Raw genomic sequence first — 13,334 nt, forward strand, 5'->3', positions numbered from 1 at the left:
GCCGGACCCGGCGCGGCCTCCATCCGTTCGCTTCTTGTCCTCGTACTTATTACCCAACCAACAGGTGCGGGACGGACCGGCGTGTAAGTAGAACTGCCAGGTATCCATCGAAACCCGCACCCACCCAGGTGCGGGTTTTTTCGTTTCAGAACCCTTCGATTTTCTTCCTCCAAAAGGACCTCCCCCATGAGCACCAACGACCTGCCCCAGATCAAGATCGCTGTTGTCGGCTACGGCAGCCAGGGCCGCGCCCACGCCCTCAACCTGCGTGAGTCCGGCTTCGATGTGGTCATCGGCCTGCGCCCGGGCGGCCCGACCGAGGTCAAGGCGCAGGCCGACGGCTTCACCGTGAAGGCACCGGCCGACGCCGTGAAGGACGCCGACCTGGTCGCGGTGCTGACACCCGACATGGTCCAGAAGAAACTCTACGAAGACGTGCTGGCGCCGAACATGAAACAGGGCGCGGTGCTGCTGTTCGCGCACGGCCTGAACGTGCACTTCAACATGATCGCCCCGCGCGACGACCTGGACGTGGTGCTGGTCGCGCCGAAGGGCCCGGGCGCGCTGGTCCGCCGCGAGTACGAAATCGGCCGTGGCGTGCCGTGCATCTGGGCGGTCTACCAGGACCGCAGCGGCAAGGCCGCCGAGTACGCGCTGGCCTACGCCGCCGGCCTGGGCGGTGCACGCGCCAACCTGATCCAGACCACCTTCAAGGAAGAAACCGAAACCGACCTGTTCGGTGAGCAGGCCGTGCTCTGCGGCGGCGCCTCGGCGCTGGTCCAGGCCGGGTTCGAAACGCTGGTGGAAGCCGGTTACCAGCCCGAAATCGCCTACTACGAAGTGCTGCACGAGCTGAAGCTGATCGTGGACCTGTTCTACGAAGGCGGCATCACCCGCATGCTCGAGTTCATCTCTGAAACCGCGCAGTACGGCGACTACGTGAGCGGCCCGCGGGTGATCGACGCCGGTACCAAGGAGCGCATGAAGGCGGTGCTGGCCGACATCCAGGACGGCACCTTCACCAAGAACTGGGTGGCCGAGTACGAAGCGGGCCTGCCGAACTACAACAAGTTCAAGCAGGCGGATCTGGAACACCCGATCGAGAAGGTAGGCAAGGAACTGCGCGCCAAGATGGTCTGGTTGCAAAGTCAAGCCGCGTAACCGCGCGGCTCCCCCACCGCTTTCGCAAAGGTCACCGCATGAACACCTCCGCACACAGCACCGCGCCCCGCAACGGCGCACGCTGGTTGACGCAGGCCCTGGAAGCCGAGGGCGTCGATACGCTGTTCGGCTATCCGGGCGGCACCATCATGCCCTTCTACGACGCCCTGGTGGATTCGGGGCTCAAGCACATCCTGGTCCGCCACGAGCAGGGCGCGGCCCTGGCCGCCAACGGCTACGCCCGCGCCAGCGGTCGGGTCGGCGTATGCGTGGCCACCTCCGGCCCGGGCGCCTCCAACCTGGTCACCGGCATCGCCGATGCGATGCTGGATTCGGTGCCGATGGTCTGCATCACCGGCCAGGTCGCCACCCCGCTGCTGGGCACCGACGCGTTCCAGGAACTGGACGTGTTCGGCCTGACCCTGCCGATCGTCAAGCACAGCTGGTTGGTGCGTTCGGTCGACGACCTGCCGCGCGTGGTCCGTGAAGCCTTCCGCATTGCGCGCGAAGGCCGCCCCGGCCCGGTGCTGATCGACCTGCCCAAGGATGTGCAGATCGCCGACGCCAGCCACCTGCCGGCGCACATGCCGGAAACGGTGAACCCACCGGCCGCCCCGCAGGACGAGGCCGTGGCCGCCGCCATCGCCGCGATCCAGGCCGCCGAAAAGCCGGTGATCTACGCCGGCGGCGGCGTCGCCCTGGGCGACGCGGTCGAAGACTTCCGCGCCTTCGTCAACGCCACCGCCATTCCCACCGTGCTGACCCTGCGTGGCCTGGGCGGGCTGCCGGCGCAGCACCCGCACTACCTGGGCATGCTGGGCATGCACGGCACCCGCGCGGCCAACATGGCGGTGCAGGAAAGCGACCTGCTGGTGGTGGTCGGCGCGCGCTTCGACGACCGTGCCACCGGCAAGTTGAACGAGTTCGCCCCGTTCGCACGGGTCATCCATATCGACGCCGACGCCTACGAAATCTCCAAGCTGCGCACCGCCGATGTGGCGGTACCGGGCAATGTCGGCACCGCGCTGCGTGCGCTGACGGCCGCACTGGTCAGCCCGGCGCCGGCGCAGGAGGCGTGGCGCAAGCGCTGCGCGACCCACCGTGAGCGCTTCGCCGCCCGCTATGACGCCCCCGGTGCGCACATCTATGCCCCTGCACTGCTGAAGCGCCTGAGCGAAGTCGCCCCGGCCGACGCGATCATCGCCTGCGACGTCGGCCAGCACCAGATGTGGGTGGCACAGCACTGCCGTTTCAACCATCCGCGCAACCACCTGACCAGCGGCGCGCTGGGCACCATGGGCTTCGGCCTGCCCGCAGCGATGGGCGCGCAGTTCGCCTGCCCCGAGCGCACCGTCGTGCTGGTCTCCGGCGATGGCAGCTTCATGATGAACGTGCAGGAGCTGGCCACCATCGCCCGCTGCCGCCTGCCGGTGAAGATCGTGCTGCTGGACAACAGTTCGCTGGGCATGGTGCGGCAGTGGCAGGAGCTGTTCTTCGCCGAGCGTTACAGCGAGATCGACCTGTCCGACAACCCGGACTTCGCCGCCCTGGCCAAGGTGTTCGGCATTCCGGCCACGCGTATCGAAGCACGTGACGACGTTGAAGGCGGCTTGGCTGCGCTGCTGGCCGAACCCGGCCCGGCCCTGCTGCACGTGGCCATCGACGCGCGCGCCAACGTGTGGCCGCTGGTGCCACCCAACAATGCCAACAGCACCATGCTGGAAAGCAACCCCGCCCACCAGCCGCAGGAGTTCCCCCATGCAATACCGGCTTGACCTGGTGCTGGTACCGGCCGAAGGCGCGCTGCTGCGCGTGATCGGCATGGCCGAACGTCGCGGCTTCGCGCCGCGCGCGATCGTCGGCGCGCCCAATGCCGCCGACGATGGCCGCTGGCACCTGCAGCTGGTGGTGGACAGCACCCGTCCGCCGGAAACCCTGTGCCGCCAGATCGAGAAGATCTACGACTGCGTGTCGGTGCGGATCAGCGCGCTGGAACCCGGCGCTGGAGTATCGGCGTGAACGCCCGCACCGTGGTTACGGTGCCGGTACGGAGGGGTCTTCTCGCAGGCCCGTCGACGTCGCGCGACCGTGTCGTGCCTGCGTGCCATGAACATGCCCTCTAGCCGTTCCCCCCAGGAACCCGATGTAGGCGACGTAAGCGTCGCCGACGTGCTGGCCGCGCAGGCGCGGCTGCGCCGGTTCCTTCCGCCGACCCCGCTGCATTACGCAGAGCGGTTCGGCACCTGGCTTAAGCTGGAAAACCTGCAGCGCACCGGGTCGTACAAGGTGCGCGGTGCGTTGAATGCGCTGCTGGCCGGACGCGAACGCGGCGACGACCGTCCGGTCATCTGCGCCTCGGCCGGCAACCATGCGCAGGGCGTGGCGTGGTCGGCCTACCGGCTGGATATTCCGGCGATTACGGTCATGCCGCATGGCGCACCGGCCACCAAGATTGCCGGCGTTGCGCATTGGGGCGCCACCGTGCGCCAGCATGGCAACAGTTATGACGAGGCCTACGCGTTCGCGCGGGCATTGGCCGAACAGCACGGCTACCGCTTCCTGTCCGCGTTCGACGACCCGGACGTGATCGCCGGCCAGGGCACGCTGGGGATCGAACTGGCCGCGCACGCGCCGGACGTGGTGATCGTGCCGATCGGCGGTGGCGGCCTGGCCTCGGGCGTAGCGCTGGCATTGAAATCGCAGGGCGTGCGCATCGTCGGCGCCCAGGTCGAAGGGGTCGATTCGATGGCCCGCGCGATCCGTGGCGACAGCCGTGAGATAGCGCCGGTGGCCACCCTGGCCGACGGCGTGAAGGTAAAGATTCCCGGTCAGCTGACCCGCCGCCTGTGCAGCGCGCTGCTGGACGACGTGGTGATCGTGCGCGAAGCCGAGCTGCGCGAAACCCTGGTGCGGCTGGCGCTGGAAGAACACATCATCGCCGAAGGTGCTGGCGCGCTGGCCCTGGCGGCCGGCCGCCGCGTCGCCGGCCGGCGCAAGTGCGCGGTGGTGTCCGGCGGCAACATCGACGCAATGGTGCTGGCCCAGCTGCTCTCCGACATCCGCCCGCGCGCGCCGCGCAAACCGCGCCGCCGCGCCAGCGAGCGAACACGGCCGCCCCTACCGACCGTGCTCGCGCCACCCCCACCTTCTTCCATTCTTCCTTCCCCTGCCTTGCCATCCGACCTTGCCGTCGAGGAGACCTCCTGGTGACCACGCCCAACTCCCCCCGAATTCGAATTTTCGACACCACCCTGCGCGACGGCGAGCAGTCGCCCGGCTGCAGCATGAGCCCGCAGCAGAAGCTGGTGATGGCCCGCGCGCTCGACGAGCTGGGCGTGGACATCATCGAGACCGGCTTCCCGGCCAGCTCGCAGTCCGACCGCGACGCGATGGCGATGATCGGCCGCGAAGTGCGGCGCCCGACCCTGGCGGTGCTGTCGCGCTGCCTGGCGGGCGACATCGAAACCTCGGCCCGCGCCCTGGATGCCGCCGCCAACGCGCGCCTGCACGTGTTCCTGTCGACCAGCCCGCTGCACCGCGAGCACAAGCTGCGCATGAGCCGCGAGCAGGTGCTGGAGTCGGTGCACAAACATGTCAGCCTGGCGCGCAGCTATATCGACGACGTGGAATTCTCCGCCGAAGACGCGACCCGCACCGAAGAAGACTTCCTGATTGAAGTCGCCCGCGTGGCGGTGGCCGCCGGCGCGACCACCATCAACCTGCCCGACACGGTGGGCTTCACCACCCCCGAAGAGATCCGCGGCATGTTCCAGCGGGTCATCGCCGGGGTGCCCGACAGCGACCGCATCATCTTCAGCGCGCACTGCCACAACGACCTGGGCCTGGCCGTGGCCAACTCGCTGGCCGCCATCGAAGGCGGCGCGCGCCAGGTGGAGTGCACCATCAACGGCATCGGCGAGCGCGCCGGCAACTGCTCGCTGGAGGAACTGGCGATGGTGCTGAAGGTACGCAACGCCTTCTATGAGGAGGACACCCGGATCAACACCCCGCGCATCGTCTCCACCTCGCAGCTGCTGCAGCGTCTGGTCGGCATGCCGGTCCAGCGCAACAAGGCGATCGTGGGCGCCAATGCGTTCGCGCACGAGTCGGGCATCCACCAGCACGGCATGCTGCGCCACCGCGGTACCTACGAGATCATGCGCCCGGAAGACGTGGGCTGGGAGAACTCGCAGATGGTGCTGGGCCGCCACAGTGGCCGCGCCGCCGTGGAAGCGCGCCTGCGCGCCCTGGGCTTCTGGCTGGAGGAAGAAGAGCTGAAGCTGGTGTTCGAGCAGTTCAAGTCGCTGTGCGAGCAGCAGCGCGTGGTCACCGACGCCGACCTGCAGGTGTTGATGCAGGGCAGCTCCACCCAGAACGGCTACCGCCTGGCTTCGATGACCATCAGCGATGTTGGCAGCCGTGCCAACGCGCTGGTGGAGCTGTCCGACCCGGACGGCAACCGCGTCGCTGAGACCGCACAGGGCGACGGCCCGGTGGATGCGCTGTTCGGCGCGCTGGCCGCCGCCACCGGCGTGCAGCTGATGCTGGACAGCTACCACGTGCACAGCGTGGGCATCGGCGCCGACGCGCGCGGCGAAGCCAACCTGAGCGTGCGCCACGACGGCGTGGAGTACGAAGGGACCGGCACCAGCCGCGACATCATCGAGGCTTCCGCGCTGGCCTGGCTGGACGTGGCCAACCGCCTGCTGCGCCAGCGCCAGGCCAGTACCGAACACACGGCGGCTACCGCCGCCGCCTGAGGAATCCTGCATGAGTGCCTTCGACTCGCCGTTTGTCCCGGAAGCAATCCAGCAATGGAATGCGCACGACTACGCCATCGACGCCGGCTTCGTGCCAGTGCTCGGCGGCGCGGTGGCGCGCCTGCTCGACCCACAGCGCGGCGAGCGCATCCTGGACCTGGGCTGCGGCGACGGCGTGCTCACGTTCGACCTGGCGCTCAGCGGTGCAACGGTCGTGGGCGTGGACAGCTCGCCGGAGCTGATCGGGGGCGCCCGCGCGCGCGGGCTGGACGCTCGGTTGATGGACGCGCACGCGATGACCTTCGAGCGCTGCTTCGATGCAGTGTTCAGCAATGCCGCCCTGCATTGGATGCGCGAGCCTGACCAGGTGATCGATGGCGTGCGTCGCGCCCTGCGCAGTGGCGGTCGCTTCGTCGCCGAGATGGGCGGCCAGGGCAACGTGGCTGCGGTCACCAGCGCATTGCAGGCCGCGCTGTGCAGCAACGGTCATGTCGTGCCCGCGTTCCCGTGGTACTTCCCGAGCGCCGACGAGTACGCCGATCGCCTGCGCGCGCATGGCTTCCAGGTACGCCACATCGAATGCCTGCCGCGCCCGACCGTGCTGCCGACCGGCATGCAGGGCTGGCTGCGCACCTTCGCCTCACCGTTCCTGGTTGGCCTGGACAGCGCCCAGCGCCAGCGCGTGATCGACGACACCGTGGCACTGCTCGCACCCAGCCAGCGCAGTGCGCACGGGCAGTGGACCGCCGACTACGTACGGCTGCGCTTCGACGCGCGGCTGCGCGCTTCCTGATTCGATCTTTCCGCACTATCGTCATATGAACCAGCAAGGCCATCCAATGACCCCAGCTCCCCGCACCCTGTACGACAAACTGTGGGACGCCCACGTGGTCGTGCCCGAATCGGACAGCGCGCCCGCCGTGCTGTACATCGACCTGCACCTGATCCATGAAGTGACCTCGCCGCAGGCCTTCACCGAACTGCGCGAGCGCGGCCTCTCCCCGCGCCGCCCGGACCGGACCAAGGCCACCATGGACCACTCCACGCCGACCCTGCCGGCCGACGCGGACGGCAACCTGCCCTACGCCAGCGCCGCCTCGGAAGCCCAGGTAGCGATGCTGGCGCGCAACTGCGCCGAGCACGGCATCGAACTGTTCGACCTCAATTCCGCCAACCGCGGCATCGTGCACGTGATCGCCCCCGAGCAGGGCTTCACGCAGCCGGGCATGACCATCGTCTGCGGCGACAGCCACACCTCCACGCATGGTGCCTTCGGGGCATTGGCGTTCGGCATCGGCACCAGCGAGGTGGGCCACGTGCTGGCCACCCAGTGCCTGCTGCAGCGCAAGGCCAGGACCATGGCGATCACCGTCGACGGCGCGCTGGCCCCGGGCGTGGGCGCCAAGGACGTGGTGCTGCACATCATCGGCGTGATCGGGGTCAACGGCGGCACCGGCCACGTGCTGGAGTTCCGTGGCAGCGCGATCACCGCGATGGACATGGAGCAGCGAATGACCCTGTGCAACATGTCGATCGAAGCCGGCGCCCGCGCCGGCATGGTCGCGCCCGACCAGACCACCTTCGACTGGGTCGCCAACACCCCGCGCGGACCGAAGGGCATTGAATTCGACGTAGCGGTAGCACAGTGGAAGCAGCTGCGCAGCGATGACGGCGCGCACTTCGACGCCGAGGTGCACATCGACGCCGCCGACATCCGCCCGACCCTGACCTGGGGCACCCATCCCGGTACCGCCATCGCGGTGGACGCGCCTATTCCGGCCGCCAACGACGCCGCCGACCAGAAGGGCCTGGACTACATGCACTTCCACGCCGGGCAGACCCTGGCCGGCACCCCGGTCGACGTGGTGTTCGTCGGCTCCTGCACCAACGGTCGGCTGAGCGACATGCGCGAAGTGGCGCAGGTCCTGCAGGGCCGCCACGTGGCCGCCGGCGTGCGCATGCTGGTGGTGCCCGGCTCGGAAATCGTCAAGCGCCAGGCCGAAGCGGAAGGCATCCACGCCATCGTGCGCGCCGCCGGCGCCGAATGGCGTGAACCGGGCTGCTCGATGTGCATCGCCATGAACGGTGACCTGGTTGCCCCCGGTCAACTGGCGGTGAGCACCAGCAACCGCAACTTCGAAGGCCGACAGGGCCCGGGCTCGCGCACGCTGCTGGCCTCACCGATGACCGCCGCCTGGGCCGCCGTGAACGGCCGCGTGGCCGACCCGCGCGACCTGTACGCCGCGCAGGAGGTGGCCTGATGAGCGGCTTCCGTACCCTGACCTCGACCAGCGTGGTGCTGCGCGAGACCAACATCGACACCGACCAGATCATTCCGGCGCGGTTCCTGTCCACCACCGAACGCGCCGGGCTCGGCAAGCACGCCTTCAACGACTGGCGCTGGCAGGCCGACGGCACGCCGAACCCGGCGTTCGCCTTCAACCAGCCGCACAACGCCGGGCGCAGCATCCTGCTGGCCGGCCGCAACTTCGGCTGCGGCTCCTCCCGCGAGCACGCACCGTGGGCGCTGGCTGACCTGGGCCTGCGCGCCATCGTCAGCAGCGAGATCGCCGACATCTTCCGTGGCAACGCCTTGAAGAACGGCCTGCTGCCGATCGTGCTGGGTGAAGCCGACGTACAGACCCTGATGCAGCGCCCCGACGACGCATTGACCGTGGACATCGCCGCGCGCGAACTGCGCACGCCCGATGGCCGCGTCTACACCTTCCCGCTGGACGGCTTCTCGCAGACCTGCCTGCTGGAAGGCGTGGATCAGTTGGGCTATCTGCTGGGCCGTACCCCTGACATCGAACGTTACGAGAGTGAACATGCACGCTGAGATTGTCGTTTTACCCGGTGATGGCATCGGTCCCGAAGTCGCCACTGCCGCCGTCGCGGTACTGGGCGCCGTCGCCGAACGCTTTGGCCACACCTTTACCTTCAGCGAGCACGACATCGGCGGCATCGCCATCGACCGCCACGGCGAACCACTCCCGGCCGCCACCCTCGACGCCTGCCGCCAGGCCAACGCCATCCTGCTCGGCGCCGTCGGCGGCCCGAAGTGGTCCGACCCCAACGCCAAGGTCCGACCCGAACAGGGCCTGCTGGCCATCCGCAAAGCGCTCGGCCTGTACGCCAACCTGCGCCCGGTCCGCACCCATCCCGCCGCCCTTGGCGCCTCGCCGATCAAGGCCGAACTGCTCGAAGGCGTCGACTTCGTGGTCGTGCGCGAACTCACCGGTGGCATCTACTTCGGCGAAAAGACCCGCACTGCCGACACCGCCAGCGACCTGTGCAGCTACAGCGTCGGCGAGATCGAACGCGTCATGCGCAGCGCCTTCCGCCTGGCCCAGCAGCGGCGCGGCAAGGTCACCTCGGTGGACAAGGCCAACGTACTGGAGACCTCGCGCCTGTGGCGCGACGTCGCCGCACGCATCGGCCGCGAAGAGTTCCCGGAGATCGCCCTCGAACACCAGCTGGTCGACTCCATGGCCATGCACCTGCTGGCCAAGCCGCGCGAGTACGACGTGATCGTGACCGAGAACATGTTTGGCGACATCCTCACGGATGAAGCCTCGATGCTGGCGGGGTCACTGGGCCTGCTGCCGTCGGCATCGCTGGGCGAACCCGGCGCCGTAGGCATCTACGAACCCATCCACGGTTCGGCCCCGGACATTGCCGGCAAGGGTATTGCCAACCCGTATGCCACCATCTTCAGCGCAGCAATGCTCCTGCGCCATTCGTTGGGATTGGAAGCAGAAGCGGCCGCCGTAGAGGCCGCCGTGCATGCCGCGTTGGATGATGGCGTGTTTACCGCCGACCTGGCGGCAAAAGGCCAGGCCGTGTCGACCACGCAGGCCACCGCCGCCGTGTTGGCGCGGTTGAAATAAGAAAACGTGCCGGCCGTTGGCCGGCACCACCGTTTCGATCAAGGGTCATGCGTTAAAGAACGTTGTGCAGTTCCGTGCGGTCGTTTGGGAACCGACCCTACCAATGCAGCCCATGCACGTTCGCACATGTCGGCAACACACCGCGTAGTGACACGCCACGCGTGTCAGCCCTTCCCAACCGCCCGCGACCAACCATCGGGGGCGGCCGCCGGGTAGCCCCCGGAGAGACGCTAGAAAACATGGATGTTTTCTAGCAGCCCCCAAGGACGGGTTCACGGCGTGTCTCGGAGCGGGGCTGCCCGGCGGCCGCCCCAGCACGTATGAATCAAAGCGCCGCTCTTCGCGCCGCAATGATCACGCCTGTTCCCCAGCCTCATCCGGCTTCACCCGGAACCAAGCCGCATACAACGCCGGCAGGAACACCAGCGTCAGCACCGTGCCCACGATCAGCCCGCCCATGATCGAAATCGCCATCGACCCATAGAACGCACTGCGCGACAGCGGAATCATCGCCAGCACCGCCGCCAGCGCCGTCAGCACGATCGGGCGGAACCGGCGCACCGTCGCATCGATGATCGCGTGCCAGCGGTCATGCCCCGCATCGATGTCCTGCTGGATCTGATCGATCAGGATCACCGAATTGCGCATGATCATCCCCGCCAGCGCAATCGTCCCCAGCAACGCCACGAACCCGAACGGCGCCCGGAACAGCAGCAGGAACAGCGTCGCCCCGATGATCCCGAGAGGAGCAGTCACCAGCACCATCGCCGCCCGCGAGAAACTGCGCAGCTGCAGCATCAACAACGTCGCCACCACGATCAGGAACAGCGGCATGCCCGCCTTGATCGAATTCTGGCCACGCGCCGAATCCTCCACCGTGCCACCCGTCTCCAGCAGATACCCCGACGGCAACTCCGCCCGGATACCCTCCAGCGTCGGCAGCAACTGCTGCACCACGTCCAGCGGCTGTTTGCCATCTCCAATGTCCGCACGCACCGTCACCGTCGGCAACCGGTTGCGGTGCCAGATGATCCCGTCCTCGAACACATACTCCAGCCGCGCCACCTGCGACAACGTCACCGACGTACCACTTGCCGTCGGAATCGCCAGGCTGCCCAGCATGTCCAGCCGTACCCGCTCATTGTCCGGACCGCGCAGCAGCATCTCGATCAGGCGGTTGCCCTCCCGGTACGTGCTCACGCTCATCCCCGACAACGACGTGCCCAGCAGCTGGCTCACCTGCGCACTACTCACCCCCAGCGCCCGCGCACGGTCCTGGTCGATCACCAGCCGCACCACCTTGCTCGGCTCGCTCCAGTCCAGGTTCACGTTCATCACGTGCGGGTTCTCACGCACCTTCGCTTCCACCTTGCGCGCGATCGCCTGCACCTGCTCGATGTGCTCACCGGAAATACGCATCTGCACCGGGTAGCCCACCGGCGGCCCGTTCTCCAGCCGGGTCACGCGCATCTGCACGTCCGGGAACTGCGGAATCACCTCTTTCAGCAACCAGCTGCGCGTCGCCTCACGCGCCTCCGCGTTCTCCGTCAACACCACGAACTGGGAGAAGTTGGTCGCCGGCAGCTGCTGGTCCAACGGCAGATAGAAGCGCGGCGACCCCGTGCCCACATAGGCCACGTAATTGCTGATCCCCTCCCGACCCTTCAGCAGCTTTTCCAGCTTGTGCGCCTGCGCCTGTGTCGCCTGCAGCGACGCACCTTCGGCCAGCTCGATGTCCACCATCAGTTCCGGCCGGGTCGAATCCGGGAAGAACTGCTGCGGCACGAAGCGGAAGATCAGCAGCGAAAACACGAACAGCGCCGCCGTCGCCGCGATCACCCACCAGCGGTGGCGCAGGCAGCGGTCCAGGAACCGCCGGAAGCGCGTGTAGAACGGCCGCTGGTACGGATCATGGTCGTGCGCATGCTGCTTGGGCACGATGAAGCGCGACAGCGCCGGGAAGCGATCGCCCCACGCCTGCCGACGCGCATGCCAGCGCGCCGCGAAACTGCCCGGCTTCGGCGGCTGCGGATTGAACAGGTCCGGCAGCATCTTGTCGCCCAGGTACGGGATGAACAGCACCGCCGCGATCCACGACACCACCAGCGCGATGGTCACCACCTGGAACAGCGAGCGGGTGTACTCACCGGTGCTCGATGCCGCCGTGGCAATCGGCAGGAAGCCAGCCGCAGTGATCAACGTACCGGTCAGCATCGGGAACGCAGTCGATTCCCAGGCAAAACTGGCCGCACGCAGGCGGTCGTAACCCTGTTCCATCTTGGTGGCCATCATCTCCACCGCGATGATCGCATCGTCCACCAGCAGGCCCAGCGCCAGCACCAGCGCACCCAGCGAAATCTTGTGCAGGCCGATGTCGAAGTAGTGCATGACGAAGAACGTCATCGCCAGCACCAGCGGAATGGTCACGCCCACCACCAAGCCGGTGCGCAGGCCGAGCGAGAAGAAGCTGACCAGCAGCACGATCACCACGGCCTCGGTCAGCACCTGCACGAACTCGCCCACCGACTCTTCCACCGCATGCGGCTGGTCGGACACCTTGCGCAGCTGCATGCCGGCCGGCAGGGTCTTCTGCAGGCGTTCGAACTCCGCGTCCAGGGTCGAACCCAGCTTGAGGATGTCGCCGCCGTCCTTCATCGCCACCGCAATGCCGATCGCGTCCTCGCCCATGAAGCGCATCTTCGGCGACGCAGGATCCGCGAAGCCGCGCTTGATCTCGGCGATGTCGCCGAGGTGCAGGGTGCGGTCGCCGGCCTGGATCGGGAAGCGACGGATGTCGTCCACGCTCTGGAACTGGCCGGTCACGCGCAGCTGCACGCGGTCGGTCGGGGTTTCAAAGAAACTGGTGGCCGTGATCGCGTTCTGGTCGGCCAGCGCCTGCTGCACCTGCTGCAGCGACACGCCCAGCGTGGCCAGCTTGGTGTTGGACAGCTCGATCCAGATCTTCTCGTCCTGCAGGCCCTCCAGCTCGATCTTGCCTACGTCCGGCACGCGCTGCAGCTCCAGCTGGATGCGGTCGGCGTAATCGCGCATCACCGCATAGTCGAAGCCCTGCCCGGTCAACGCATAGATGTTGCCGAAGGTGTCGCCGAACTCATCGTTGAAGAACGGCCCCACGATCTCGCGCGGCAGGGTCGGCTTGATGTCGCCCACCCGCTTGCGCACCTGGTACCACAGGTCCGGAATGGCCTTGGAGCGCAGGCTGTCGCGCGCCACGAAGATCACCTGCGACTCGCCCGGGCGCGAATACGAGCGGATGAACTCGTACTGCCCGGTGTTCAACAGTGCCTTTTCGATCGGCTCGGTGACCTGGCGCGAGACCTGTTCGGCGGTGGCGCCCGGCCACAGCGTGCGTACCACCATCACCTTGAAGGTGAACGGCGGATCCTCGGACTGGCCCAGGTGCTTGTACGACCAGGCGCCGATGATGGCGAAGGCGAGCATGGCGAACAGCACCAGCGCGCGGTTGCCCAGCGCCCATTCGGAAAGATTGAAGCGGCGCACG

10 protein-coding genes are annotated in these 13,334 nt (G+C 67.6%); 9 read left to right on the forward strand and 1 reads right to left on the reverse strand.

Annotated features, from left to right (window positions below):
* Positions 1 to 186: 186 nt before the first annotated feature.
* From ilvC to leuB, 9 genes are all read left to right on the forward strand, one after another.
* Entirely contained in the window at positions 187 to 1,161 is a 975-nt protein-coding gene (ilvC, locus tag RYM47_RS06435) for a ketol-acid reductoisomerase (protein WP_315386716.1), read from the forward strand.
* A gap of 38 nt (positions 1,162 to 1,199) precedes the next feature.
* Complete coding sequence (ilvG, locus tag RYM47_RS06440) at positions 1,200 to 2,936, forward strand: acetolactate synthase 2 catalytic subunit (protein WP_315386717.1); 1,737 nt, start codon at positions 1,200 to 1,202, stop codon at positions 2,934 to 2,936.
* The gene (locus RYM47_RS06445) at positions 2,920 to 3,180 is read left to right on the forward strand and encodes an ACT domain-containing protein (protein WP_070208854.1); all 261 of its coding nucleotides are present in this window, start codon (positions 2,920 to 2,922) and stop codon (positions 3,178 to 3,180) included. The genes ilvG and RYM47_RS06445 overlap by 17 nt, the downstream gene beginning before the upstream one ends.
* Before the next feature lie 93 nt (positions 3,181 to 3,273).
* Positions 3,274 to 4,371 carry a threonine dehydratase gene (locus RYM47_RS06450; RefSeq protein WP_315386869.1) on the forward strand — a complete coding sequence of 366 codons (1,098 nt, stop codon included), beginning with the start codon at positions 3,274 to 3,276 and terminating at the stop codon, positions 4,369 to 4,371.
* Positions 4,365 to 5,921 carry a 2-isopropylmalate synthase gene (locus RYM47_RS06455; protein WP_315386870.1) on the forward strand — a complete coding sequence of 519 codons (1,557 nt, stop codon included), beginning with the start codon at positions 4,365 to 4,367 and terminating at the stop codon, positions 5,919 to 5,921. Before RYM47_RS06450 ends, RYM47_RS06455 begins: the two co-directional genes overlap by 7 nt.
* 10 nt (positions 5,922 to 5,931) lie before the next feature.
* Positions 5,932 to 6,714, forward strand: a complete 783-nt coding sequence (locus RYM47_RS06460) for a methyltransferase domain-containing protein (protein WP_315386718.1) — start codon at positions 5,932 to 5,934, stop codon at positions 6,712 to 6,714.
* Positions 6,715 to 6,760: 46 nt separating this feature from the next.
* The gene (leuC, locus tag RYM47_RS06465; RefSeq protein ID WP_315386719.1) at positions 6,761 to 8,182 is read left to right on the forward strand and encodes a 3-isopropylmalate dehydratase large subunit; all 1,422 of its coding nucleotides are present in this window, start codon (positions 6,761 to 6,763) and stop codon (positions 8,180 to 8,182) included.
* Complete coding sequence (gene leuD / locus RYM47_RS06470) at positions 8,182 to 8,760, forward strand: 3-isopropylmalate dehydratase small subunit (protein WP_315386720.1); 579 nt, start codon at positions 8,182 to 8,184, stop codon at positions 8,758 to 8,760. The genes leuC and leuD overlap by 1 nt, the downstream gene beginning before the upstream one ends.
* Complete coding sequence (leuB, locus tag RYM47_RS06475) at positions 8,750 to 9,811, forward strand: 3-isopropylmalate dehydrogenase (RefSeq protein ID WP_315386721.1); 1,062 nt, start codon at positions 8,750 to 8,752, stop codon at positions 9,809 to 9,811. The genes leuD and leuB overlap by 11 nt, the downstream gene beginning before the upstream one ends.
* 354 nt (positions 9,812 to 10,165) lie before the next feature.
* On the opposite strand, the gene RYM47_RS06480 is transcribed toward leuB, so the two are convergent.
* Complete coding sequence (locus RYM47_RS06480) at positions 10,166 to 13,333, reverse strand: efflux RND transporter permease subunit (RefSeq protein ID WP_315386722.1); 3,168 nt, start codon at positions 13,331 to 13,333, stop codon at positions 10,166 to 10,168.
* Between the last annotated feature and the right edge of the window lies 1 nt (position 13,334).

Source organism: uncultured Stenotrophomonas sp., from assembly GCF_963519125.1.
In the GTDB taxonomy this organism is placed as follows: domain Bacteria; phylum Pseudomonadota; class Gammaproteobacteria; order Xanthomonadales; family Xanthomonadaceae; genus Stenotrophomonas.